The sequence below is a fragment of the Rathayibacter sp. Leaf296 genome, assembly GCF_001423045.1.
In the GTDB taxonomy this organism is placed as follows: Bacteria; Actinomycetota; Actinomycetes; order Actinomycetales; family Microbacteriaceae; genus Rathayibacter; species Rathayibacter caricis.
Genome location: NZ_LMNR01000001.1, coordinates 2098369 through 2121840, shown reverse-complemented (window position 1 = coordinate 2121840; position 23472 = coordinate 2098369). Strand labels below are relative to the sequence as shown.

Sequence of the window (23472 nt, the reverse complement as noted above, 5' to 3'; positions counted from 1 at the left end):
AGGGGTCGAGCGTCAAGACGCGCGGCTACGCTCGCTGCATGGGGGCACGGGCGATCTACGTCGAGACGGTCATCGACGCCGATCTCGAGACGGTCTGGGTCGCGACGCAGGATCCCGTCTCGCACGTCCGCTGGGACGTGCGCTTCTCGCGCATCGTGCCCGAGCCGCCCGGCAGCGGAGGGGAGACCCGCTTCACCTACCTGCGGCGCACTCTGCTCCACGACGTCCACGGGACAGGAGTGAGTCTGGGCGAGCGGCGCCGCGCGGACGGCACGTGCACGTCGGCCCTGAGCTTCGCCACCGACGACCGCCTCTCGCCGATCCGCTCCGGTCGCGGCTACTGGCGCTACGTCCCCACCGACGACGGGCGCACCCGCTTCCTCACCGGCTACGACTACGCGCCCGGGTGGGGTCCGCTCGACGTCGTCGTCCGCCCGCTGCTGGGCTGGGCGACCGCGTGGAGCTTCGACCGCCTGCGGATCTGGCTCGAGGGCGGCGCAGAGCCCGAGGACTGGCCGCTGATCAGCGTCCTGCAGGTGTGGCGGAAGGACCGGCCGCGGGCGTCCCGCGTCCTGCGCGCTCCGATCGGCGGTCGGCGCCGCGACGACCACCTGCGCGACGCCCCGAGCACGCTGGCGTCGCTGCCCGCACCCGGGAGCGCGCGGTGACCTCCGTCTTCGAGGCCGCTCTCGGGTCCGACTTCGCCCGCCTGCACCCGCTGATGCAGCGGCGCTTCGGTGTCGGGCTCGACTCGGGCGAGGCCTGCGTCGGCCGCGGCGTGCTGTCGATCCGCCGCGGCCCCTGGTGGACCGTGCCGTTCCTCCAGCTCGGACGGCTCCGACGCATCCTCGTGCCGGACGTCGGCACCGACGTGCCTTTCACCATCGAGAACTACCCGTACCGGGACTCGTTCGGGCGCGAGACCGTCACCTTCGTGCGCACGTACGCGACGCGGCCCGGCCGCAGCGCCCGCTTCGACGCGACCATGGTGCTCGTGGACGGCCGCGTCGTCGACTACCTCGGGACCCACCAGCATCTGGCGGTCGACCTCGATCTCCGCGTCGACGACCGGGGCGGACTCGTCCTGACCTCCGGTGCGCAGCGCTTCTACGAGGGGCCGATCGCCTTCCGCTTCCCGATGCTCCTCAGCGGCCGGGCGACGCTGCACGAGTACTGGTCGGAGGAGGACGAGGCCTTCCACATCAATCTCGAGGTGCGCAACGCCGTGTTCGGCGTCCTCTTCGGCTACACCGGGAGCTTCCGGTGCGAGTGGGTCCCCGCGACCGACGCGCCCGATCGACTGAAGCCCGTGCGGACGGAGGCGCGCACGTGAGCGCTCCCCGGTCGGGACGATCGCAGGCGTACCTGCAGGAGCACCCGTGGGCGCTGGCGCTCGTCAGCGGCCTCTTCGTCGCAGGGATCGTCCTGCTCGCCTCCGACGCCGGCTGGGACCTCACCGCCGACATCGGCGGCAGCCGCCGGCACGCTCCGCTGTGGCTCGTGCTCCTGCTCGGAGTGCCGTTGTTCGGCGCCGGAGTCGTCCTGGGCGTCGTCCAGCAGATCCGGCTGCTGATCCGCCCGCCGGCCCCGCCGCCGCCGTCCGCACCGGACCCCGACGGCCCGGGGTGGCTGAGCCGGGGGAGCGGCGAGGACGACCCGCGTGCATAGGGCGGCCCGCGCCACTCCGGCCGCCGTGGCCGTGGCGCGCCTGCTCGTGTCGGTGGTCGTGCTCGCGGTGCTCGGCTACGCCTACGGCCTGAGGGTGGCGGCGGGCGAGGCGAGTGCCGTCGACTACTTCGGCTACTTCACGAACCAGACCAGCCTGATCCTGAGCGTCGTGCTGCTCGTCTCGGGGGCGATGGCGCTGCTCGGGCGCACGCCCTCGGAGTCGGCGGGCCTCGTCCGGGGGATCGCCACCGCCTACCTCGTCGTCGTCGGAGTCGTCTACAACACCCTCGTGCCGGGCACGGGATCCGCGCCGCCGTGGGTCAGCGCTCTGCTGCACGTCGTCCTGCCCGTGCTCGCCGTCCTCGACTGGACCCTCGTCGCCGACCGGCCGCCTCTGCCGTGGCGAAGGCTCCCGCTGGTCCTGCCCTACCCGGTGGTCTGGCTGGTCGTCGTGCTCGTCCGCGGCCGGACGGACGGCTGGGTCCCCTACGGCTTCCTGCTGCCCGGGAACGGTCTGCCGTCGCTGATCGCGCACGTCCTCGGTCTGATCGCCGCGGTGCTCGCGGCGGGTGCGCTGATCTGGGTCCTCAGTCGGCGCTCCGGCCGCCGAGCAGGTCCTCGACGCGCGTGACCGGCAGGTCGAACGCCTCGGCGACGGCCGCGTTCACGACCTGTCCGTCGTGGGTGCTGAGTCCCCGCGCGAGTGCGGGGTCGCTCCGCAGTGCCGCCTCCCAGCCCTTGTCCGCGAGCGCGACGACGTAGGGCAGCGTCGCGTTGGTCAGCGCCCGCGTGGAGGTCTCGGGCACCGCGCCGGGCATGTTGGCGACGCAGTAGTAGACGCTGTCGTGCACGGCGAACACCGGGTCGTCGTGGGTGGTCGGCCGCGAGCCCTCGAAGCAGCCGCCCTGGTCGATAGCGATGTCCACGAGTACCGAGCCCGCCTTCATCGTCGCCACCATCTCGTCGGTGACGAGCTTCGGCGCCCGGGCGCCGGGGATCAGCACCGAGCCGACGACCAGATCGGCGTCGGCGACCTGCGCCGCGATCTCGTACGTCGACGACGCCCGGGTCTGGATCGCTCCGCCGAACCGGTTCTCGAGCTCGCGCAGCCGGGGGAGCGAGAGGTCGACGATCGTCACGTCGGCTCCCATCCCGAGCGCGTTCGCCGCCGCGTCCTCGCCGGCGACTCCTCCGCCGATCACGACGACCTTCGCCTTCGGAGTGCCGGGCACGCCGCCCAGCAGGGTGCCGCGCCCGCCCGCCGCGCTCATCAGGTGGTACGCGCCGACGGTGATCGACAGGCGCCCCGCGACCTCGCTCATCGGCGAGAGCAGCGGCAGCTGACGGTTCGGCAGCTGCACCGTCTCGTAGGCGATCGCCGTGGTCCCGGAGGCGAGCAGCGCGTCGGTGCACGGGCGGGACGCGGCGAGGTGGAGGTAGGTGAAGAGCACCTGACCCGCGCGCATCCGCGGGTACTCCGCCTCGATCGGCTCCTTCACCTTCAGGACGAGATCGGCCTCGCCCCAGACCTCGTCGGCGTCCGCAGCGAGCCGTGCTCCGGCCGCGGCGAAGTCCTCGTCCGTGAGGCGGGAGCCCAGGCCGGCGCCCGACTGCACGAGCACCTCGTGCCCGCGCCGGACGAGCTCGTGGACGCCCGCGGGCGTCGCGGCGACGCGGCTCTCGTTGTTCTTGATCTCGCTGGGGATCCCGATGCGCATGACGGCTCCTCGATTCGCGGGCGCCCGAGGTGCAGCGCCCGACGGTGGACGCCGATCCTGCGCCGACGTCGCTCCTATCGTGCGAAGATCGTGTTTCCGACGGGTGACGTTCCGCAGGATCGTCGAAGAACGCGCGCAGTTCCGCACGATCGGCGGTACGAGGAGAGGTGGCGGCGATGAGACCGAAGGATCTGCACGACCTCGGCGACCTCGATCCGGTCGATCGCGCTCTGGTGCGGCTGCTGCGAGCGGATGCGCGGACGCCGAACAGCCGCCTCGCCGAGCAGGCGGGCATCGCGCCCTCCACCTGCGTCTCGCGCGTGCGCTCGCTCGTCGAGCGCGGCATCATCACCGGCTTCACCGCCGAGCTCGACCCGGCCGCCCTCGGACTCACGCTGCAGGCGCTGATCAGCGTGAGCATCCGGGTCGGTCAGCGCCAGGCGATCACCCGGTTCGCCGACGAGATCCGGGCGCTGCCCGAGGTCGTGCAGCTCTTCTTCCTCGGCGGCTCCGAGGACTTCATCATCCACGTCGCCGTCCGCGACTCGAACGACGTGCGCGACTTCGTGGTCTCTAACCTGTCGGCTCACCCCGCGGTCGCGTCGACCCGCACCAGCATCGTGTTCGACCACCACCGCAAGGGCCCGGCGGTCCCGGAGTAGGTCAGTGCGCTCCGGGATTCATCTCGCCGTTGCTGCGGTCGGTCAGCCCGGGGATCCGCTTCGCGAGCCCGGGGATGCTCTCCTCCGAGAGCTCGATGCGGGTGTCGCGCAGGCGCTGGCGCAGCAGCGCCTCCGGGTCCTCGTCGGGCCGCAGCTGCAGATCGCCGGCGACCTGCAGCAGGATCCCCCGCAGCTTCTCGTCGAGCACCGCGTCGTCGCTGCCGTGCTGGATCGGGTGGTCCTGGGATGCGTTCGTCATGGCTCCATGCTTCCACCCCCGTGGGGCGTCGGCGACTACTTGCGGCGGGGCGTCCGGGGGAGGATGGAGCCGTGCCCTTCACCCGCGCCCAGCTCGCGTCCTTCCGCGACCGCACTGTCGAGGATCTGCTGGGCCCCGACGTCCGCCTGCTCTTCGTCGGCATCAACCCCGGCCTCTGGACGGCGGCGACGGGCGCGCACTTCGCGCACCCCGGCAACCGCTTCTACCCGGCCCTGCTCGCCGCCGGGATCCTCGAGCGGCCGATGCGCGTGTCGGAGGGGATGAGCGACGAGGACCGCCGCCTGCTGATCGACCGCGGGATCGGCATCACGAACCTCGCGCCGAGGGCCACCTCGCGCGCCGACGAGCTGAGCGACGAGGAGCTGCGCGCCGGGGCGCGGCGGCTGGTCGCGACCGTCGAGCGGGTGCGACCCTCCGCCGTCGCGATGGTCGGCATCACCGCGTACCGCGCGGCGTTCGGTCGGCGCTCGGCGAAGCAGGGGCGTCAGGAGGAGGGGATCGCGGGTGTCCCGCTGTGGGTCCTGCCGAACCCCAGCGGTCTGAACGCGCACGACACCACGGAGTCCCTCGGCCGCGCCTACCGCGAGCCCGCCGTCGCGGCCGGGATCGTCCCGGATCCGCCGCAGGAATAGCCCACGACCTCGGGAGGTTGCAGAAGTCCATGAGTATGCATGAAGTGAAGTTCGGCGTCGACACGTTCGGCGACGTCACCCGCGGCGCCGACGGCGCCCTGCTCCCGCACGGCCAGGTCCTGCGCGACGTCGTCGAGGAGGGCGTGCTCGCCGACGCCGTCGGCATCGACTTCTTCGGGGTGGGCGAGCACCACCGCGCCGACTTCGCGGTGAGCGCCCCCGACGTGGTCCTGGCCGCGATCGCGGGCCGCACCGAGCGCATCCACCTCGGATCCGCCGTCACCGTCCTCTCCTCCGACGACCCCGTCCGCGTCTTCCAGCGCTTCGCGACCCTCGACGGAGTCTCGAACGGGCGCGCGGAGGTCATCCTCGGCCGCGGCTCCTTCACCGAGTCCTTCCCCCTCTTCGGCCTCGACCTCTCGCAGTACGAGCTCCTGTTCGAGGAGAAGCTGGAGCTCTTCCACGCCCTCCTCGAGGGCGGGCCGGTGACCTGGGAGGGCCGCACCCGCGCCGCGCTCACCGAGCAGAGCGTGTTCCCCTCCGTCGAGAACGGGCGCCTGCGCACCTGGATCGGCGTCGGCGGCAGCCCGGAGTCGGTCGTCCGAGCCGCCCGGTTCGGCTTCCCGCTGGTGCTGGCGATCATCGGCGGCTCGCCGGCACGCTTCCGCCCGTACGTCGATCTCTTCGGCCGCGCCCTCGACCAGCTCGAGCAGCCGCGCCTCCCGGTCGCCGTGCACTCGCCCGGCTTCGTCGCCGACACCGACGAGGAGGCGCGCGAGCTGTACTTCCCGCACTACAAAGGGATGGCCGACGCCATCGGCCGCGAGCGCGGCTGGTCTCCGCTCACTCCCGAGCGCTTCGCGGAGGAGGCCGGCCCCGACGGCGCGCTGCACGTCGGCTCGCCCGAGACCGTGGCCCGCAAGATCGCGAACACGGTGGGCGCCCTGGGCATCGACCGCTTCGACCTGAAGTACAGCGCCGGCACCCTGCCGCACGCGGCGATCATGCACAACCTCGAGCTGTACGGCACCCGCGTCATCCCGCTGGTGCGCGAGATGCTCGCCGAGGGCTGAGCCGTCCGGGAGCGCCCACCCGGGTGCTCCCGACCCCGGCGGCTTCCGAGCGCACGCCCTGCGCGCTCCCATCGGCCGCTCGGCCGCCGCCGATATGCTCGAGGGCTCGCACCGCTCCTCGACCCCTCCGGAAGACCATGCCCGACAGCCACGCCGCCCGCACGCCCTACGAGGTCCTCGGCGTCCCCGCCACCGCGTCCGACGACGAGCTGCGGAAGGCCTACCGGCGGCTGCTCCGCGAGACGCACCCCGACACCGGAGGCGACGCCGCCTCGTTCCACGCGGTCCAGCTCGCCTGGGAGCGGATCGGCAGCGCCTCGGCCCGCACCGATTACGACCGCGGTGCTCCGGCCCCGGGCGCGCAGTCCCCGCAGTCGCCCTACACCGGGTCGCCCCGGCCGCAGACCGCCTCGGCCGTCCGCGCCCGCTCCTACGGCCACCCGGGCGGAGCCGCCCGCGAGTACTACCTGCGCCTCGTGCGGGAGTGGCTCGGCCGCGGCGTCGACATCGACGACCCGTTCGATCCGGCGATCGTCCGCTCCGCGCCTCGCGAGGTGCGGCGCTGGCTCGCGAAGGCGCAGGCCGAGGAGGCCACCGCCTCCCTCGTCGCCTCGCTGGGCATCGCCTACACGATCTGGAACGACGTGGCCGTCGGCGACGGCGGGCTCAAGATCGACCACGTCGTCCTCGGCCCGTCCGGGCTGCTCGCCCTGACCTCGGCCGACTGGGGCGACTCGGTGCGCCTGCGCAAGGGCGAGGTCGAGGGCGCCGGAGTCGCCGACGACGAGAAGCCCATCGCGTCGCTCTCGAAGGCGGCGAGGCGTCTGGGCCGCGAGCTCGGCGTGCGCTTCTCGGCGAGCGTCGTCGTCGTGCCCGACGACGGCCTCGAGCAGCCCTACGAGCAGGTCGAGCGCGGCCGGCACCAGGGCGCCGTGCTGATCCGGCGCTCGCTCCTCCCGCAGCTGCTGCGCTCGGGCACCGACGACCGCCTCGGCGGCTATGGAGAGTCCTTCGAGGTCCGCACGCGCGTGCAGAGCCGCGTCCGCTTCGTCTGAGCGCTCCCGCTAGCCCCCGCCGGTCGCCCGTGCAAGGGGTTAGCAGCCGCCCCGACCGCCGCGCACCATGGGACCGTGCCCCCGGGCACGCGACGCCGAGCGAACGAGGAGCGACCATGGTGCGATTCGGATACACCCTGATGACCGAGCAGAGCGGACCCAAGCAGCTGGTCGGCTACGCCGTCGACGCCGAGAGGCACGGCTTCGAGTTCGCCGTCTCGAGCGACCACTACTCGCCCTGGCTGACCGAGCAGGGGCACGCCTCCTACGCCTGGACCCTCCTGGGCGCGGTCGCGCAGGCGACGTCCACGATCGATCTCACCACCTACGTCACGGCCCCGACGATCCGGTACCACCCGGCCGTCGTCGCCCAGAAGGCCGCCACTCTCGCCCTCCTCTCGGACGACCGCTTCACGCTCGGTCTGGGGTCGGGCGAGAACCTCAACGAGCACGTCGTCGGCGAGGGCTGGCCGGCCGTCTCGGTCCGTCAGGACATGCTCGAGGAGGCGGTGCACATCATCCGCGCGCTGCACACCGGCGAGCTGGTGACGTGGGAGGGCGAGTACTTCCGCGTCGACTCCGCGCGCATCTGGGACCTGCCGGAGAAGCCCGTCGAGATCGGCCTGGCCGTCTCGGGCGAGAAGTCGATCGAGCGCTTCGCGCCGCTCGGCGACCACCTGATCACCACCGAGCCCGACGCCGAGCTGATCTCGCAGTGGACGGCCGTCCGCGGAGCCGATGCCGCTCCGTCGCGCACGATCGGGCAGATCCCGATCTGCTGGGCTCCGGACAAGGAGCAGGGTATCGCCCTCGCGCACGAGCAGTTCCGCTGGTTCGCCGGCGGCTGGGCCGTGAACGCCGACCTGCCCACCCCGGCCGGCTTCTCCGGAGCGTCGAAGTTCGTGCGCCCCGAGGACGTCGCGGAGCAGATCGCCTGCGGACCCGACCTCGACGAGCTCGCCGAGAGCTTCGTGCCCTACATCGAGGCCGGATTCACGGACATCGCGCTGGTCCAGGTCGGCGACGAGCTGCAGCAGCGCTTCCTCGACGAGGCGGCCGACGGCCTCCTCGAGCGCCTGCGCGCCCTCGCGCCGTGAGCGATCCCGTGACGCTCAGAAGCCGCGCAGCCGCTCGATCTCGCGGCGGTCGCGCTTGGTCGGCCGTCCGGCACCCCGGTCGCGCTCGATGATCGCGGGTGCCGATTCGCGCGGCGGGGGCGGCGGAGTGAGATCCTCCGCGCACTCCGCGGCGATCGGCGCGCCGACCCGCTTCACGATCAGCCCGCGCACGATCAGGCGCCGGTCGAATCCGGCGATGCGCGCGCGGACCTCGTCGCCGACCTTGACGGTCTGCGCCGCCTTCGCCCGCTCGCCGTTGACGCGGATGTGGCCCGCGCGGGCCGCCGAGGTCGCGGCCGACCGCGTCTTGTACACGCGGACCGCCCACAGCCAGGCGTCCACGCGCACGGCGCCGGTGACCGGGATCTGCATCCGTCCAGTCTACGAACCCGGGAGCCGGGTGGTCCCTCCGGGCCGCTCGGCGGACCCGCACACCCCGCGGTCCCCAGGACCGCCCGACAAGGAGGTCTCCTCATGAGCACCGACCACGGCAACACCGGCTCGAACCCCAACGGCAGCACTTACACCGGTCAGGAGGACGCTCCCGTGGCCGAGGCGACCGCCACGAGCACGGCCGCCGGCACCCCGGGCGACGTCGGCATGAGCACGACGAGCGCGCGCTCCTCCGAGGGCGGCGCCGGCGTCCCGACCCGCGGCGCGCCCCCGCACAGCGGACTGCCGTCCGAGCTGCGCGACACCGCCTTCGAGCACGCGGGCGCCGAGTACGCGCTCGTCCCGTCCGGCCACGAGGAGTGGCAGGTCCGCCACCCCGACGGCCGCGCCGTCGGGAAGCTCGCCGTGATCTCGCACGCGGGCGAGGAGGCGGAGGCCGTCTTCGTCTCGAGCCGCCTCGGCTCCGAGGACGCCGTCGCCGAGGGCACCGACTGGCGCGGACTGGTGTCGGCCGTCATCAACGACGAGGCCGCCGACCAGCGCGAGGGCGTCGACGTCGACCCCGCCGCCGTCCGCGTGCGGGGCGGGCTGATCAGCCGCGAGGCGACCGACGTGACCGACCTCTCCTAGGACGAGGCGCTTCCGGGCGCCGCGTCAGCGTGCGAGCAGCGCCGCGTTGATCCGGGCCGAGAGCTCGGCGTCGACGCGGCGCTCGCTCCCGTCGACGGCGCGGATCGGAGCGGCGTTCCGCGCGCTCGAGACCAGCCAGGCGGCGTCCGCGGCGTCCAGGTCCTCGCGGCGCAGGGCCCGGTAGGCGGTCTGCAGACCGAGTCCGCCCGCCAACGCGAACAGGTCGGCCTGCGTCGTCCCGGGCAGCAGGCCCAGGCTCGGCGGCGGAGTGAGCAGCGCGCCGCCCGTGAGCAGCACGAGGTTCGAGGTCGGCCCCTCCAGCAGGAGCCCGTCGCTCGAGACGAAGAGCGCGTCGTCCGCCCCGCGCCGCACCGCCTCGCGCGACGCCGCGCGGTTGACCGCGTACGAGAGCGTCTTCGCCCCCGCGAGCAGCCAGGGCGAGGTCTCCCGCACGTCCGAGCGCAGCCCCCGGTCCAGCAGCACGATCCGCACTCCGTCCCGCCGCGCGGGGCCGAAGTCCGGACTCGTCTGGACGAACACCACGCCCGTCGGCCGTCCGTCGCCCTCGAGCCCGCGCGTCAGGATCGTCTTCACCATCGCCTCCGGCACCCGCGGATGCGAGGCGACCGCCGTGTCGATCGCGTGTCGCCATGCGGCGCCGTCGGGCTCCGGCAGCTCCAGCATCCGGGCCGAGGCCGCGAAGCGGTCGAGGTGGGCGTCGAGCGCCTGCAGCCGCCCGTCGACGAGGTTGATCGTCTCGAAGACGCCGTCGCCCCGGGTGAAGCCGAGATCGGTGACGTCGATCCCGCCGACGCCCGTCGGATCGACGACCGCCGCCGCGGCGAGGCCGTGGCCCGGTGACGCCTCGGAGGGGCGGTCGAGCAGGACGAGGGTGTCAGCGGGCATGGGCGGTGCGGTCCTTCCGGAGGGAGCGGCGAGCGGAGGAGCGGAGCAGCGCGATCGTCAGCAGCGCGCCCAGGAGCGAGCCGAGTCCGTTCGAGACGAGGTCGCGGACGTCCGAGACGCGCGACGGCAGCCAGAGCAGCTGGATCGTCTCGACGAGCACCGAGACGCCGAGCCCGATCAGGGCGGCGAGCAGACGGCGGCGCGGAGGCAGCTGCGCGGCCAGCAGCGCCCCGAGCGGCACGAGCATGAGCACGTTCGCGGTGAACTCGGCGACGTCGTAGTCGAACCACGAGGTCAGCGGAGTCGAGCCGAGGAAGGCGATGATCGAGCGGACGAGCGTCGACGGCTCCCCGGCCGGGTACGGCGCAGGGGTCAGCGTGATCAGCGCGATGACCGCGAGCCAGAGCACCGTCGCGAGACGGAGGACTCCTGAGCGGCGCATCGTCCGATTCTGCCAGCCACGGGGAGTCGCACCGTCCGGTCGTCCCGGCGCGGTGTGTCAGGCTGGAGGGCATGACGGGCAGCGACAGCGGCGGCGACGCCGCGCTTCCGCGCCACCCCTTCGACGCGTCGCTCGGCGACGGCTGGGTCGAGGTCGGGGACGGGCGCCGGTTCTGGGGCCGTTTCGGCGCGGCCGGTCTGCTCCTGCGCGATCCCGACGGCCGGGTGCTGCTGCAGCACCGCGTCGCCTGGAGCCACTTCGGCGGCACCTGGGGGCTTCCCGGGGGAGCCCGCCACCCCGAGGAGTCGGCCTTCGAGGCCGCCCTGCGCGAGTCGGGGGAGGAGGCGGGCGTCCCGCCCGAGCTCGTCGTTCCCGATGCCGCGAGCATCGTCACCATCGGCCCCTGGAGCTACACCACCGTCCTCGCGCACGCGCTCGAGCACTTCGAGCCCCGCATCGCCGACGCCGAGAGCACCGAGCTGCGGTGGGTCGCCCCCGACGACGTCGAGGCGCTGCCGCTGCATCCCGGCTTCGGCGCCTCCTGGAGCGGGCTGCGCGAGCTCGACGCGGCGATCCCCGTGCTGGTCGTCGACGCCGCGAACGTCGTCGGGTCCCGGCCCGACGGCTGGTGGCGCGACCGCGCGGGAGCCGCCGAGCGACTCCTCGACGGCCTGGCCGCTCTGGCGGTCGCGGGTCTGCCCGGAGAAGTGCTCGGAGTCGCCGCCGACCGCGTCTGGCCGCGGATCGCCGTGGTCCTCGAGGGCGCGGCCCGTGACGCCGACACCACGGCGGCCCTCGCCGCAGCCTCGGCGCGGCGCCTCCGCATCGAGTCCGCGGACGGCTCGGGCGACGACGCGATCGTCGCCCTGGTGCGCGCTCTCGAGGACCCCGCCGCAGTGGCCACCGCCGACCGCGAGCTGATCGCCCGCGTGAGCGCCCTCGGAGCCGCCGCCCTCGGCCCCCGCACCCTGCTCGACCTCCTCGCACTCCGCGACCCGCGCGGGGAATAGCCGGGCGGCCGCCCGGGTTGGAGTCGGCATGGCTACGACCACGATGACCCTCGACTCCCACGACCAGACCGTCTCCGACGGCATCGTCCTCATCGACTTCTGGGCGGCCTGGTGCGGCCCGTGCCGCCAGTTCGCCCCGGTCTTCGAGGCGTCGAGCGACAAGAACGCCGACATCACCTTCGCGAAGGTCGACACGGAGGACCAGCAGCAGCTCGCCGCGAGCTACGGCATCTCCTCCATCCCGACCCTCGTCGTCTACCGCGACGGCATCCCGCTGATGGCTCAGCCCGGCGCGCTGCCCGCCCCCGCCCTCGACAACCTCATCGAGCAGGTGCGCGGTCTCGACATGGTCGAGGTCCGCCGCCAGTACGACGAGGCGAAGGCCGCTCAGGAGGCGGCCGGGACCGAGAAGTTCGCCGACGGCGCCCAGGTCTGACGCTCGCACTACAGAACCCCCGCCGACCACGTGGTCGCGGGGGTTCCGTCGTTCCGGGGCGCGCCCGGATCAGCCCGTGTTCTGCAGGCCGGCGGCGACTCCGTTGACCGCGAGCAGCAGCAGGCGCTGGTTCTGCTCCGTCCCCGAGCCGCCCGGATCCGTGCGCAGCGCGCGGAGCGCCCGCAGCTGCAGCAGCGAGAGCGCGTTGACGTAGGGAGTGCGCAGCCGCACCGCCCGGCCGAGCACGCGGTGTCCGGTGAGCAGGCTCTCCTCGCCCGTGATCGAGAGCACCCAGCGCCGGGTCGCCTCCATCTCGTCGAGGACGAGGGCCGCCAGGTCGTCGCGCGAGTCGAGCGCCAGGTAGCGGCGCGCGATGCCCTCGTCGGTCTTCGCCAGCGACATCTCGACGTTGTCGATCATCGTCGTGAACAGCGGCCACGAGGCGTACGCCGAGCGGAGCAGCTCGAGGTCCCCCACGGCCTCCAGTGCGCTGCCGAGTCCGAACCAGCCGGTCAGGTTGACGCGCGCCTGCGTCCAGGCGAACACCCACGGGATCGCCCGCAGGTCCTCGAGCGACTCGACCGAGAGGCCGCGGCGCGCGGGACGCGAGCCGAGCGCGAGCAGGCCCACCTCCTCCTGCGGGGTGACCCGGGCGAACCAGGGCGCGAAGCCGTCGGCCTTCACCAGCTCGAAGAAGCGCTTGCGCGACTCGCGGTCCATCGTCTCGGCGACCTCGCGGAAGCGGTCGGCCGCCGCGGCGTTGCGCTCGCCCACCGAGGGGGAGGAGGCGAGGAGGGTCGCGCCGGCGACCTGCTCGATGTGCCGGGTCGCGATGTCCGGGTTGCCGTAGCGCGCGAAGATGACCTCGCCCTGCTCGGTCAGTTTGAAGCGGCCGTCGACCGATCCCGGCGGCTGCGCGAGCACCGCGCGGTTGGCGGGTCCGCCGCCGCGCCCCAGCGCGCCTCCGCGGCCGTGGAACAGCGTGAGGACGATGCCCTCGTCGGCCGCCCACTTCGCGATGCGCGCCTGGGCGTCGTAGAGCGCCAGCGTCGCCGAGACGGGCCCGACGTCCTTCGACGAGTCGGAGTAGCCCAGCATCACCTCGAGGCGGTTCCCGGTCTCGTCGAGCCGCTTGCGCACCTGGGGCAGCCGGATCATGTCGGCGAGAATGTCGGTCGACGCGTCGAGGTCGGCGAAGGTCTCGAAGAGCGGGATCGCGTCGATGACCGGAGGGTGCCCCTCCGTCGCCGCGTCCGCGAGCTCGAACACGGTCCGCAGATCGTCCGAGGACTGGGTGAACGAGACGATGTAGCGGCGCGCGGCGGCGACGCCGAAGCGCTCCTGCACGGTCGCGATCGCGCGGAACACCGAGAGCACCTCCTCGCTGCGCTCGTCGAGTGCACCGCCGGCCCGGATCGCCGCGATCGTCTCGCGGTGCACCTTCGAGTGCTGGCGCACCTCGATCTCGGCCAGGTGGAAGCCGAAGGTCTCGACCTGCCAGATCATGTTCTGCAGGTCGCCGTAGGCCGAGCGGGCGTCGCCGGCGGCGAGGAGCGACTCCTGCAGCGTCCGCAGGTCGCCCATCAGCTCGGCGGCGGAGGAGTACGCGAGCGCGGAGCCGTTGCGCGTCGCCGCCAGTCGCTCGGCCGCGAACAGCAGCACGCGTCGGTGCGTCTCGTTGGGGGAGCGGTCGGCGATGTCCTCGGCGAGCTCCGGCGCGCGGGCCGTGCACGCGTCCCAGAGCGCCAGCACCTCGTCCGACGGCGGAGTGGTCGACGCGTCGAGCGTCAGGGCGCGGCCCACGCGGCGCGCGACCCGCTCGAGCCCCATCAGCACGTGCTCGGACGCGATGCCGACGGCCTCGAGGGTCGTCTCGGCGGTGACGAACGGGTTGCCGTCGCGGTCGCCGCCGATCCAGGTGCCCAGCCGCACGAAGGCGGGGGCGATCGGCGCGCGGGTGCCCGACGCCTCGCCCTGGAGAGCGTCGTCGAGACGGCGGTACACGCGGGGGAGGACCGAGAACAGCGACTCGTCGAAGACGCTCATCGCGGTGCGCACCTCGTCCAGCGGCGACGGCTTCGACTCGCGCAGCGGCGCGGTGCGCCAGAGCGTGTCGACGTCGGCGAGCAGGCGTCGGCGGTTCTCGAGCAGGACCACGCCGCCCGTGCGCGGGTCGTCGCGCTGCTCGAGCAGCGCGCTGATGCGCCGGATGGTCGAGGCGACGGCCCGGCGGCGGGCCTCGGTGGGGTGCGCGGTGAGCACGGGGCGGAACTCGAGGCGCGAGAGGCGCTCGAACGCCTCCTCCTCTCCGAGCTCGGCGGTGAGCGTCGCGACCGACGCGGTGATCGAGTCCTCGGGCGACTGCGCGCCGGCATCGGCCTCGCGCCGGCGCAGCACGCGCACGCGGTGGAACTCCTCCGCCACGTTGACCAGGTGGAAGTAGCAGGTGAAGGCGCGCGCCACCTCCTCGGCGCGCTCGGCCGAGAGCGACGCGACGAACTCCTCCGCATCGGCGAGGTCCTCGGGTCGTCCGCCGTCGTACGCGCTGATCGTCAGCGCGCGCAGGCGCTCGACGTCGGTGTAGAGCGTCGGGTCCCCGGATTCGCGGAGGACCTGTCCGAGGAGCTCGCCCAGGAGGTGGACGTCCGCACGGATGCGGTCGTCCAGGGGCGGCGCGACGGTGCCGTCGGCGGAGGTGGGGGCGGGTGCTGCGGTCGCGGCTGGCGCGTCGGAGATCGGAGGCACCTGACAGACATTAGCGGCGCCTCGTATCCGGGAGATGACGCCCGGGTCTCGTTTCGCAATGGAATGATCGGAGGTGTGACCGTGACACCCGCACCCTCCGCTCCCGCCGTCCAGACAGAGCAGGCCGCTCCTCACGTCGTCGTGCTCTTCGGGGCGGTCGGCGATCTCGCGCGGCGCAAGCTCATCCCCGGCATGGCGCATCTGGCGCTGTCCTCGCTCGCGCCCGACGTGCGCATCGTCGGGACCTCGCTCGAGGAGCACGACGACGAGTCGTTCCGCGCCTTCGCGAAGCTCGCGTACGACGAGTTCGGCAGCCGCTCGCTCACCCGCGCGCAGTGGGACGAGTTCGCGTCGAAGCTCTGCTACGTGCCGCAGTCGGCGGGCCCCGCCGCCCTGGCCGAGGCCGTGAAGTCCGCCGAGAAGGAGCTGGGCCCGGACGTCAGCCGCCTCCACTACCTCAGCGTGCCGCCCAGGGCCGCGCTGTCGGTCGTGCGGATGCTCGCCGAGGCGGGCCTCGTCGAGCGCTCCCGCATCATCATGGAGAAGCCCTTCGGCGTCGATCTCGAGAGCGCCGTGGTCCTCAACGCCGAGCTGCACGAGACGTTCGACGAGGAGCAGATCTTCCGGATCGACCACTTCCTCGGCAAGGAGCCGGCGCAGAACATCCTCGCCTTCCGCTTCGCCAACGGCCTCTTCGAGCCGATCTGGAACCGCAACTTCATCGACCACGTCCAGATCGACATCCCCGAGAAGCTGACGCTCGACCGTCGCGCCGAGTTCTACGAGTCCACCGGCGCCTACAAGGACATGGTGGTCACGCACCTGTTCCAGGTCCTCGCCTTCATGGCGATGGAGCCGCCGACCGCGCTCGAGCCGCAGGCGATCAGCGAGGAGAAGAACAAGGTCTTCCGCTCGATGCGGCCGCTGAACCCCGAGAACGTGGTGCGCGGCCAGTACATCGGCTACCGCGAGGAGCCCGGCGTCGCCCCCGACTCCGAGACCGACACCTTCGTCGCGCTGAAGTGCGAGATCGACAACTGGCGCTGGGCGGGCGTGCCGTTCTACCTCCGCACGGGCAAGCGCATGGCGGAGGGGCAGCGCATCATCTCGATCGCCTTCCGCGAGCCCCCGAAGAGCATGTTCCCGCAGGGCTCCGGAGTCGGCGCCCACGGCCCCGACCACCTCACCTTCGATCTCGCCGACGCCTCCAAGGTCTCGCTGTCCTTCTACGGCAAGCGGCCAGGGCCGGGCATGCGCCTGGACAAGCTCAGCATGCAGTTCGCGCTGCAGGAGACCGATCGCGCCGGCGACGCCCTCGAGGCGTACGAGCGGCTGATCCTCGACGCGATGCGCGGCGACCACACGCTCTTCACCACCGCCGAGGGCATCGAGCGCCTCTGGGAGGTCTCGGCGCCGCTGCTGCAGGATCCGCCGCCCGTGCGCCTCTACGCCCCCGGCTCCTGGGGCCCGAACGCGATCCACCAGCTGATCGCGCCGCACGCCTGGCGTCTGCCGTTCGAGCGGGTCTGGCGCGACAAGCGCTGACCCGGCGCGCGGGGCCCGCCCGTAGGCTGAGCGCATGGCGCGCGCGGGGGAGGACCGGATCTGGACGGTCCCGAACGTCCTGAGCATGGTGCGCCTGGCGCTCGTCCCCGTGTTCCTCGTCCTCGTGATCGAGGGGGAGGACGCTCTGGCGCTGCTCACCCTGGTGGTGTCCAGCCTCACCGACTACCTCGACGGCTGGATCGCGCGCCGCTTCGACCAGATGACGCGTCTCGGGCGCATCCTCGATCCGGCCGCCGACCGGCTCTACATCTTCGCCACGGTGCTCGGCCTCGCGTTCCGCGAACTCGTGCCGTGGTGGCTGGTCGCCGTGCTGGTCGCGCGGGATCTGATGCTCGTCGTCCTCGCCGTGATCCTCGCGAACACCGGCTACGGGCCGCTCCCGGTGCACCATCTCGGCAAGTTCGCGACGTTCTGCCTCTTCTACGCCCTGCCGCTGATCATGCTCGGACAGGCCTTCCCCGATCTCGCGTCGGCCTCGCTGCCCATCGCCTGGGCTTTCGCGCTCTGGGGCGCCTTCCTCTACTGGTGGGCCGGGATCGTCTACGCGGTGCAGACGGCCGGTCTCGTCCGGGGTGTCCGCTCGCAGAAGTCCGGGTCCGGCGGGCCCCCGGATTCCGATACGCTGAACGGATAGGAGGTACGTCTTGGCCGAGCCCGTGCGTGGAGCATCATCCACCGAACCGCTGAAGTCCGAGCCCGTCGAGCCCTCGACGGACACGACGCTCACGTTCACCGACGACATCGGTGCGCAGCTCGCTGCGCTCGACAACCGCGCCTCCCGCGACGAGGCCGAGGCGGTCGGCGCGCTGCCGTCCGGATCCGCCCTGCTAGTCGTGCGCCGCGGGCCGAACACCGGAGCGCGCTTCCTCCTCGACACCGACTCGACGACGGTCGGCCGGCACCCCGACGCCGGCATCTTCCTCGACGACGTCACCGTCTCGCGCCGCCACGCGGAGTTCGTCCGCCGCGGCACGGGTTTCGAGGTCCGCGACCTCGGCTCCCTCAACGGCACCTACTTCGACGGCGTGCGCATCGAGTCCGCACTCCTGACCGACGGCTCCGAGGTGCAGGTCGGCAAGTTCCGGCTCACCTTCTACGCGTCCCGCGCCGACCTCGTCGCCGCACCGGACGCGTAGACCGTGGGGCGCTCCACCGCCCGGGCCCTCCCGTCCGGTCCGGCCGCTCTGCTGAGCATCGGACAGGTCCTGTCCCGTCTCACGACCGAGTTCCCCGACGTCACCCCGTCCAAGCTCCGCTTCCTCGAGGAGCAGGGTCTCGTCTCACCCGCTCGCACCGACTCCGGGTACCGCAAGTTCTCCGGAGCGGACGTCGAGCGGCTCCGCATGATCCTCGGGCTGCAGCGCGATCACTACCTGCCGTTGAAGGTCATCCGCGGCTACCTCGACGACGTCGACGCCGGCCGCGAGCCGGTGCTCCCGAGCGGTGTGGGCGGGGCGCCCGCCTCCCTGCTCGCCCCGGCGTCCCGGCTCACCCGCGAGCAGCTCGCGCAGGAGTCCGGAGCGAGCGGCGCGCTCCTCCAGGAGGCGATCGGCGCGGGACTCGTCCGCGGTGGCGAGTTCTACGGCGAGGAGGCCGTGACGACCCTCAAGGCGCTCGTCGAGCTCTCGCGGTCGGGCATCGAGCCGCGCCACCTCCGCCCGCTGCGGGTCGCGGTGGAGCGCGAGATGTCGCTCATCGAGAGCGTCGTCGCATCGAGCGCCCGCCGGGGCGACGTGTCCGGCTCCGCGAGCGCGACCGAGAACGCCATCGGACTGGCCGCGCAGCTCGGAACGATCCGCAGCGCCATGGTCCGCAGCGCCCTCACGCGGATCGCCCGTTCGTGATCCCGCGGCCGCGACGACACGCCGCGGCCGTCGAGCCGATGTCGTTTACTCGGCACCCCCGGGTGAGTACCGTAGGGAGCGCGTTCGGACGATCCGGCGTTCGGATCCGGAAGGCCACGGGATGAGAGAAGTCCGCCGCGACGTCAGCGGCCAGCGCGACCTCGTCCTGTTCACCGACGGACTCCCCGATCTCGACGCCAGCGCGGGCTACCGCGGTGCCGTCGCCGCCCGCGCGGCAGGGATCACCTACCGCCAGCTCGACTACTGGGCCCGCACCGAGCTCGTCGAGCCGACGGTGCGCGGCGCCTCGGGCTCCGGCACGCAACGCCTGTACGGCTTCCGCGACATCCTCGTGCTCAAGCTCGTCAAGCGACTGCTCGACACCGGCATCTCCCTTCAGCAGATCCGCACCGCGGTCACGCAGCTGCGCGAGTCCGGAGTGGACGACCTCGCCCAGACGACGCTGATGAGCGACGGAGCGAGCGTCTACCTCTGCACCTCCAACGACGAGGTCATCGACCTCCTCAGCCGCGGTCAGGGCGTCTTCGGCATCGCCGTCGGCAAGGTCCTCCGCGAGGTCGAGTCCAGCCTCGTCGACCTCGGCAGCCAGTCCGTCGACCCGATGGACGAGCTCGCCCAGCGCCGCGCCTCCCGCAAGGTCGGCTGACCGCCGCTCCGGTCACCTGCAGGCTCCCGCCTGCCCCTGCTGATCCGTGGTTCCGCGGCCTCTGCTGATCGAGTAGCCCGCGCAGCGGGCGTCTCGAGATCCACCAGCGCCAGGAACCGCTGTCGCCGCGCCGACCACCCCGCCCGACGACGACGGCGCCGCAGCCGGAGCTGCGACGCCGTCGTCGAGAAGAGGTCGCCCCTACTTCCCCGCCGGCACCTGCTCGCCGATGCGGCCGGTGCGGATGACCCGGTCGAGCAGCAGGTCGAAGTTGTGCGCCATCTCCTGCGCGCTCTCACCCGGCCAGACGTGCACGGGCTTCGCCGCGCCCTGCGCCTGCTGCAGCGAGGTGCGCTCCGGAAGCTGCGGGCTGAGCACCAGCGGGCCGAACATGTCGCGCAGCTCCTTGATCCGGAACTGGTGCTCGAGCGACTGCACTCGCGCGCGGTTCACGATGATGCCGAGGGGCTGCAGGCGCGGGCTGAGACCGCGGCGGATCTCCTCGATGGCGCGCAGGGCGCGGTCGGCGGCCGCGACCGAGAAGAGCCCGGGCTCGGTGACGACGGCGACGCGGTCGCTCGCCGCCCACGCGGTGCGGGTCAGCGCGTTCAGCGACGGGGCGCAGTCGATCAGCACGAGGTCGTAGTCGGCCTCGACGCTCGCGAGCGCCTCCTCGAGTTTCCAGATGTCGCGGATGCTGGGGTGCGGTCCGTCGAAGTTGATCGCGGACGGGCTGCCGATGAGCACGTCGATGGTGCCGTGGTGCTCCTTCGTCCAGCCGGAGGGGGCGATCGCCGAGCGGACGATCTTCTCCTTCGGCGACGTCAGCACGTCGGCGATGTTGAGGTGGCCGGCGACGTTGATGTCCATGCCGGTGGAGACGTCGGACTGGGGGTCGAGGTCGACGACGAGCGTTCGCAGACCCTTCGAGAACGCTGCGGACGCGAGGCCGAGGGTCACCGTGGTCTTGCCGACGCCGCCCTTGAGGGAGCTCACGCTGAGTACATGCATGGCTGGTTACTTTACTTTCACTAGGGTGGGAGAACCTAACCGTTCCCTGCGCGCCACCCGGCCCGGGATGCGGATACGGGGGCGCGACGTCGCACTCCCGGCTCCCCGTCGCCCGCGGAGGACCGACCCGAAGGACTGCCGTGTTCTCGAAGATCCTTGTGGCCAATCGCGGAGAGATCGCGATCCGGGCGTTCCGCGCCGCGTACGAGCTCGGGGCGCGCACCGTCGCCGTGTTCCCGTACGAGGACCGGAACTCGATGCACCGGTTGAAGGCCGACGAGGCCTACCAGATCGGCGAGAAGGGGCATCCGGTCCGGGCCTACCTCGATGTGGCCGAGATCATCCGGGTCGCCCTCGAGTGCGGTGCCGACGCGATCTACCCCGGCTACGGGTTCCTCTCCGAGAACCCCGAGCTCGCCCGAGCGGCGGCCGACGCCGGCATCGCGTTCATCGGTCCTCCGGCCCGGGTCCTCGAGATGGCGGGCAACAAGGTCACCGCGAAGGAGCACGCGCGGGCGGCCGGCGTCCCGGTGCTCCGGTCCACGCCGGCGTCACGGGATCTCGACGAGCTGCTCGCGGGCGCCGAGGAGATCGGCTTCCCGATCTTCGCCAAGGCGGTCGCCGGAGGAGGCGGTCGCGGCATGCGGCGCGTCGACGCTCCGGAGGACCTCCGCGCGGCCCTCGAGGCCGCCATGCGCGAGGCCGACAGCGCGTTCGGCGATCCGACGATGTTCCTGGAGCAGGCGGTCGTCCGGCCCCGGCACATCGAGGTGCAGATCCTCGCCGACGCCGACGGCGAGACGGTCCACCTGTTCGAGCGCGACTGCTCGGTGCAGCGCCGCCACCAGAAGGTGGTCGAGATCGCGCCCGCGCCGAACCTCGACGAGACGACCCGGCAGGCCATGCACCGCGACGCCATCGCCTTCGCCCGCTCGATCGGGTACGTCAACGCGGGCACGGTGGAGTTCCACCTGGACACGGCGGGGGAGCGGGCGGGCGAGCACGTGTTCATCGAGATGAACCCGCGCATCCAGGTCGAGCACACGGTGACGGAGGAGGTCACCGACGTCGATCTGGTCGCCTCGCAGATGCGGATCGCCGCGGGGGCGACCCTCGCTGAGCTGGGTCTGACCCAGGGCGAGCTGCGACTGCACGGGGCGGCGCTGCAGTGCCGCATCACCACCGAGGACCCGGCGGCCGGCTTCCGTCCGGACACCGGCAAGATCACGACGTACCGCTCGCCGGGCGGCGGCGGGATCCGCCTCGACGGCGGTACGATCAACCCGGGTGCTCAGATCAGCCCGCACTTCGACTCGATGCTCGCGAAGCTCACCTGCCGCGGTCGCGACTTCCCGGCGGCGGTGGCCCGTGCCAAGCGCGCTCTCGCCGAGTTCCGGATCCGCGGCGTCTCGACGAACATCCCGTTCCTGCAGGCCGTGCTGGACGACGCGTCCTTCGCCGCGGGAGACCTCAGCACCTCCTTCATCGACGAGAGGCCGGGGCTGCTCGCCGGACGCGAATCGCGCGACCGCGGCACGAAGCTCCTGACCTGGCTCGCCGAGGTCACGGTGAATCAGCCGCACGGCGCCCGCCCGCCGGGCCTGCCGCCCGTCGACAAGCTGCCGGCCGTCGACCTCGCGGCTCCCGCCCCCGCCGGCTCGCGTCAGCGCCTCCTGGAGCTCGGTCCGAAGGGGTTCGCCGACGCCCTGCGTGCGCAGACCGCCCTCGCGGTCACGGACACGACCTTCCGCGACGCGCACCAGTCGCTCCTCGCGACGCGGGTCCGCTCCCGCGACCTCGTGGCCGTCGCCCCGTCCGTCGCCCGGCTCACTCCGCAGCTGCTGTCGGTCGAGGCCTGGGGAGGCGCGACCTACGACGTCGCGCTCCGCTTCCTCGGCGAGGACCCGTGGGAGCGGCTCGCGGCGCTTCGAGCGGCGCTGCCGAACGTCGCGATCCAGATGCTGCTCCGGGGCCGCAACACCGTCGGCTACACGCCCTACCCGACGGAGGTGACCGACGCGTTCGTCCGCGAGGCCGCCGCCACCGGCGTCGACGTCTTCCGCATCTTCGACGCGCTCAACGACGTGTCGCAGATGCGGCCCGCCATCGACGCCGTGCTCGCGACGGGCACCACCGTCGCCGAGGTGGCGGTCTGCTACACCGGCGATCTGCTCGATCCGGCCGAGGATCTCTACACCCTCGACTACTACCTCCGACTCGCCGAGCAGATCGTCGAGGCGGGAGCGCACGTGCTCGCGATCAAGGACATGGCGGGGCTGCTCCGTCCGTACGCCGCCGCTCGCCTCGTCGAAGCGCTGCGCGGGAGGTTCGACCTGCCGGTGCACGTGCACACCCACGACACTCCCGGCGGTCAGCTCGCCACCCTGCTCGCCGCGGCGGAGGCGGGTGCCGACGCCGTCGACGCCGCGTCCGCGCCGATGGCGGGCACCACGAGCCAGCCCTCGCTCTCGGCCCTGGTCGCCGCGCTCGCGCACACGCCCCGCGACACCGGGCTCGACCTCGACGCGGTCTCGGATCTCGAGCCCTACTGGGAGGCGGTCCGCCGCCTCTACCGCCCGTTCGAGTCCGGGCTGCCCGGACCGACCGGGCGGGTGTACCGCCATGAGATCCCCGGCGGCCAGCTCTCGAACCTGCGCCAGCAGGCGATCGCGCTCGGCCTCGCCGACCGCTTCGAGGTCGTCGAGGACCTCTACGCCGCCGCGAACGGGATCCTCGGACGGGTTCCGAAGGTCACGCCCTCCTCCAAGGTCGTCGGCGACCTCGCACTCCACCTCGCCGCGGTCGACGCCGACCCCGCCGACTTCGCCGAGAACCCGCAGGCGTACGACATCCCCGACTCCGTCGTCGGCTTCATGGCGGGCGAGCTCGGCGAGCTGCCCGGCGGCTGGCCCGAGCCGTTCCGCACCCGGGTGCTCGAGGGCCGCGACGTGCGCATCGGAGTGGCCGACCTCTCGCCCGAGGACCGCGCGGTGCTGCTCGGCGAGGACGCGGGCGCCCGGCGCGCGACCCTGAACCGGCTGCTCTTCCCAGGCCCCGCCCAGCAGTTCCTCGACGTGCGGGAGTCGTACGGCGACGTCTCGGCCCTCGACACGGCCGACTACCTCTACGGACTGCGGCAGGGCGAGGAGCACGTGGTCGAGATAGCCCGCGGTGTCCGCCTCTATGTGGGGCTCGAGGCGATCGGCGACGTCGACGACAAGGGCATGCGGACGGTGATGACCACTCTCAACGGGCAGCTGCGGCCGGTGTTCGTCCGCGACACGACCGTCGCGGTCGACGCGACGAGCGCCGAGAAGGCGGACCGGACCGTGCCCGGCCAGGTCGCCGCTCCGTTCGCGGGGGTCGTGACGCTCAAGGTCGCCGTGGGCGACGTCGTGGCGGCGGGAGCGGCGATCGCGACGATCGAGGCGATGAAGATGGAGGCGGCCATCACGACCCCGGTCGCGGGCACCGTCCGTCGGCTCGCCGTCCCCGTCACGCAGCAGGTCGACGCGGGCGATCTGCTGGTCGTCGTCGAGGCGTCCTAGGACTCGTGTTCACCAGGCCCTAGCAGTCGGAGCCCGGGGGCTCCAAGGCCCGGCGCCCCCGAACGGGC

General features: G+C 72.7%; 25 protein-coding genes. 18 read left to right on the top strand and 7 right to left on the bottom strand.

All coding sequences use genetic code 11. The features are described 5' to 3' along the window. Positions 1-38: 38 nt before the first annotated feature. Genes ASF46_RS09860 through ASF46_RS09845 form a run of 4 tightly spaced genes read left to right on the top strand, consistent with a single transcriptional unit; the run spans position 39 to position 2299 of the window. On the top strand, positions 39-668 hold the full coding sequence (locus tag ASF46_RS09860; RefSeq protein ID WP_056867302.1) for an SRPBCC family protein: 630 nt from the start codon (positions 39-41) through the stop codon (positions 666-668). Then, on the top strand, positions 665-1333 hold the full coding sequence (locus tag ASF46_RS09855) for a DUF4166 domain-containing protein (protein WP_056867301.1): 669 nt from the start codon (positions 665-667) through the stop codon (positions 1331-1333). The genes ASF46_RS09860 and ASF46_RS09855 overlap by 4 nt, the downstream gene beginning before the upstream one ends. Then, complete coding sequence (locus ASF46_RS09850; RefSeq protein WP_056867300.1) at positions 1330-1668, top strand: hypothetical protein; 339 nt, start codon at positions 1330-1332, stop codon at positions 1666-1668. The genes ASF46_RS09855 and ASF46_RS09850 overlap by 4 nt, the downstream gene beginning before the upstream one ends. After that, a complete protein-coding gene (locus tag ASF46_RS09845; protein WP_056867299.1) occupies positions 1661-2299 on the top strand; it encodes a Pr6Pr family membrane protein in 639 nt (212 codons plus the stop codon). Before ASF46_RS09850 ends, ASF46_RS09845 begins: the two co-directional genes overlap by 8 nt. On the opposite strand, the gene ald is transcribed toward ASF46_RS09845, so the two are convergent. Further along, on the bottom strand, positions 2256-3386 hold the full coding sequence (gene ald, locus ASF46_RS09840) for an alanine dehydrogenase (RefSeq protein WP_056867298.1): 1131 nt from the start codon (positions 3384-3386) through the stop codon (positions 2256-2258). The two genes, ASF46_RS09845 and ald, sit on opposite strands and share 44 nt — an antisense overlap. 176 nt (positions 3387-3562) lie before the next feature. Here ald and ASF46_RS09835 point away from each other — a divergent pair, with 176 nt between their 5' ends. Further along, entirely contained in the window at positions 3563-4048 is a 486-nt protein-coding gene (locus ASF46_RS09835) for an Lrp/AsnC family transcriptional regulator (protein WP_056867545.1), read from the top strand. A gap of 1 nt (position 4049) precedes the next feature. On the opposite strand, the gene ASF46_RS09830 is transcribed toward ASF46_RS09835, so the two are convergent. Then, a complete protein-coding gene (locus ASF46_RS09830) occupies positions 4050-4307 on the bottom strand; it encodes a hypothetical protein (RefSeq protein WP_055794872.1) in 258 nt (85 codons plus the stop codon). A gap of 71 nt (positions 4308-4378) precedes the next feature. Between ASF46_RS09830 and mug the strand changes: the two genes are divergently transcribed. From mug to ASF46_RS09810, 4 genes are all read left to right on the top strand, one after another. Then, a complete protein-coding gene (mug, locus tag ASF46_RS09825) occupies positions 4379-4960 on the top strand; it encodes a G/U mismatch-specific DNA glycosylase (RefSeq protein WP_056867297.1) in 582 nt (193 codons plus the stop codon). A 35-nt stretch (positions 4961-4995) separates the two neighbouring features. Then, on the top strand, positions 4996-6033 hold the full coding sequence (locus ASF46_RS09820) for an LLM class flavin-dependent oxidoreductase (RefSeq protein ID WP_056867296.1): 1038 nt from the start codon (positions 4996-4998) through the stop codon (positions 6031-6033). A gap of 137 nt (positions 6034-6170) precedes the next feature. Beyond that, positions 6171-7088, top strand: a complete 918-nt coding sequence (locus tag ASF46_RS09815; RefSeq protein ID WP_056867295.1) for a J domain-containing protein — start codon at positions 6171-6173, stop codon at positions 7086-7088. 116 nt (positions 7089-7204) lie between these two features. After that, entirely contained in the window at positions 7205-8185 is a 981-nt protein-coding gene (locus ASF46_RS09810; RefSeq protein WP_056867294.1) for a TIGR03557 family F420-dependent LLM class oxidoreductase, read from the top strand. Positions 8186-8200: 15 nt separating this feature from the next. Here the strand turns inward: ASF46_RS09810 and ASF46_RS09805 are convergent, their stop codons facing one another. Beyond that, positions 8201-8578 carry an RNA-binding S4 domain-containing protein gene (locus ASF46_RS09805; protein ID WP_055794888.1) on the bottom strand — a complete coding sequence of 126 codons (378 nt, stop codon included), beginning with the start codon at positions 8576-8578 and terminating at the stop codon, positions 8201-8203. Positions 8579-8680: 102 nt separating this feature from the next. On the opposite strand from ASF46_RS09805, the gene ASF46_RS09800 reads away from it, so the two are divergent. Continuing rightward, the gene (locus ASF46_RS09800; RefSeq protein ID WP_056867293.1) at positions 8681-9229 is read left to right on the top strand and encodes a hypothetical protein; all 549 of its coding nucleotides are present in this window, start codon (positions 8681-8683) and stop codon (positions 9227-9229) included. Positions 9230-9253: 24 nt separating this feature from the next. Here the strand turns inward: ASF46_RS09800 and ASF46_RS09795 are convergent, their stop codons facing one another. Continuing rightward, entirely contained in the window at positions 9254-10135 is an 882-nt protein-coding gene (locus ASF46_RS09795; RefSeq protein ID WP_056867292.1) for an aminotransferase class IV, read from the bottom strand. Beyond that, positions 10125-10577: a VanZ family protein gene (locus tag ASF46_RS09790; protein WP_056867291.1), complete on the bottom strand. Its 453-nt coding sequence runs from the start codon at positions 10575-10577 to the stop codon at positions 10125-10127. The genes ASF46_RS09795 and ASF46_RS09790 overlap by 11 nt, the downstream gene beginning before the upstream one ends. A gap of 71 nt (positions 10578-10648) precedes the next feature. Here ASF46_RS09790 and ASF46_RS09785 point away from each other — a divergent pair, with 71 nt between their 5' ends. Further along, positions 10649-11587, top strand: coding sequence for an NUDIX domain-containing protein (locus ASF46_RS09785; protein ID WP_056867290.1), 939 nt, complete (start codon positions 10649-10651; stop codon positions 11585-11587). Between the two features lie 28 nt (positions 11588-11615). Beyond that, positions 11616-12023 carry a thioredoxin gene (gene trxA / locus ASF46_RS09780; RefSeq protein WP_056867289.1) on the top strand — a complete coding sequence of 136 codons (408 nt, stop codon included), beginning with the start codon at positions 11616-11618 and terminating at the stop codon, positions 12021-12023. A gap of 69 nt (positions 12024-12092) precedes the next feature. Here trxA and ASF46_RS09775 read toward each other — a convergent pair whose 3' ends face one another. Next, entirely contained in the window at positions 12093-14690 is a 2598-nt protein-coding gene (locus ASF46_RS09775; RefSeq protein WP_056867544.1) for a phosphoenolpyruvate carboxylase, read from the bottom strand. A gap of 159 nt (positions 14691-14849) precedes the next feature. Between ASF46_RS09775 and zwf the strand changes: the two genes are divergently transcribed. The 5 genes from zwf (at position 14850) to ASF46_RS09750 (ending at position 18845) form a co-directional block, all read left to right on the top strand. Beyond that, positions 14850-16313: a glucose-6-phosphate dehydrogenase gene (gene zwf, locus ASF46_RS09770; protein WP_056867543.1), complete on the top strand. Its 1464-nt coding sequence runs from the start codon at positions 14850-14852 to the stop codon at positions 16311-16313. Between the two features lie 34 nt (positions 16314-16347). Further along, positions 16348-16968, top strand: a complete 621-nt coding sequence (locus ASF46_RS09765) for a CDP-alcohol phosphatidyltransferase family protein (RefSeq protein WP_056867288.1) — start codon at positions 16348-16350, stop codon at positions 16966-16968. Between the two features lie 49 nt (positions 16969-17017). Continuing rightward, positions 17018-17470, top strand: coding sequence for an FHA domain-containing protein (locus ASF46_RS09760; protein WP_230673060.1), 453 nt, complete (start codon positions 17018-17020; stop codon positions 17468-17470). Positions 17471-17473: 3 nt separating this feature from the next. After that, on the top strand, positions 17474-18178 hold the full coding sequence (locus tag ASF46_RS09755; protein ID WP_056867287.1) for a MerR family transcriptional regulator: 705 nt from the start codon (positions 17474-17476) through the stop codon (positions 18176-18178). Between the two features lie 121 nt (positions 18179-18299). Continuing rightward, complete coding sequence (locus tag ASF46_RS09750) at positions 18300-18845, top strand: MerR family transcriptional regulator (RefSeq protein ID WP_056867286.1); 546 nt, start codon at positions 18300-18302, stop codon at positions 18843-18845. Positions 18846-19046: 201 nt separating this feature from the next. Here ASF46_RS09750 and ASF46_RS09745 read toward each other — a convergent pair whose 3' ends face one another. Then, on the bottom strand, positions 19047-19856 hold the full coding sequence (locus ASF46_RS09745) for a ParA family protein (RefSeq protein WP_055794914.1): 810 nt from the start codon (positions 19854-19856) through the stop codon (positions 19047-19049). Between the two features lie 140 nt (positions 19857-19996). On the opposite strand from ASF46_RS09745, the gene ASF46_RS09740 reads away from it, so the two are divergent. Then, on the top strand, positions 19997-23404 hold the full coding sequence (locus ASF46_RS09740) for a pyruvate carboxylase (RefSeq protein ID WP_056867285.1): 3408 nt from the start codon (positions 19997-19999) through the stop codon (positions 23402-23404). Positions 23405-23472: the final 68 nt, after the last annotated feature.

Coding starts and splice junctions, on each gene's coding strand:
- ASF46_RS09860 (WP_056867302.1), top strand. CDS start 39: ATGGGGGCACGGGCGATCTACGTCGAGACGGTCATCGACGCCGATCTC.
- ald (WP_056867298.1), bottom strand. CDS start 3,386: ATGCGCATCGGGATCCCCAGCGAGATCAAGAACAACGAGAGCCGCGTC.
- ASF46_RS09835 (WP_056867545.1), top strand. CDS start 3,563: ATGAGACCGAAGGATCTGCACGACCTCGGCGACCTCGATCCGGTCGAT.
- ASF46_RS09830 (WP_055794872.1), bottom strand. CDS start 4,307: ATGACGAACGCATCCCAGGACCACCCGATCCAGCACGGCAGCGACGAC.
- ASF46_RS09820 (WP_056867296.1), top strand. CDS start 4,996: ATGCATGAAGTGAAGTTCGGCGTCGACACGTTCGGCGACGTCACCCGC.
- ASF46_RS09815 (WP_056867295.1), top strand. CDS start 6,171: ATGCCCGACAGCCACGCCGCCCGCACGCCCTACGAGGTCCTCGGCGTC.
- ASF46_RS09810 (WP_056867294.1), top strand. CDS start 7,205: ATGGTGCGATTCGGATACACCCTGATGACCGAGCAGAGCGGACCCAAG.
- ASF46_RS09805 (WP_055794888.1), bottom strand. CDS start 8,578: ATGCAGATCCCGGTCACCGGCGCCGTGCGCGTGGACGCCTGGCTGTGG.
- ASF46_RS09800 (WP_056867293.1), top strand. CDS start 8,681: ATGAGCACCGACCACGGCAACACCGGCTCGAACCCCAACGGCAGCACT.
- ASF46_RS09795 (WP_056867292.1), bottom strand. CDS start 10,135: ATGCCCGCTGACACCCTCGTCCTGCTCGACCGCCCCTCCGAGGCGTCA.
- ASF46_RS09790 (WP_056867291.1), bottom strand. CDS start 10,577: ATGCGCCGCTCAGGAGTCCTCCGTCTCGCGACGGTGCTCTGGCTCGCG.
- ASF46_RS09785 (WP_056867290.1), top strand. CDS start 10,649: ATGACGGGCAGCGACAGCGGCGGCGACGCCGCGCTTCCGCGCCACCCC.
- trxA (WP_056867289.1), top strand. CDS start 11,616: ATGGCTACGACCACGATGACCCTCGACTCCCACGACCAGACCGTCTCC.
- ASF46_RS09765 (WP_056867288.1), top strand. CDS start 16,348: ATGGCGCGCGCGGGGGAGGACCGGATCTGGACGGTCCCGAACGTCCTG.
- ASF46_RS09750 (WP_056867286.1), top strand. CDS start 18,300: ATGAGAGAAGTCCGCCGCGACGTCAGCGGCCAGCGCGACCTCGTCCTG.
- ASF46_RS09745 (WP_055794914.1), bottom strand. CDS start 19,856: ATGCATGTACTCAGCGTGAGCTCCCTCAAGGGCGGCGTCGGCAAGACC.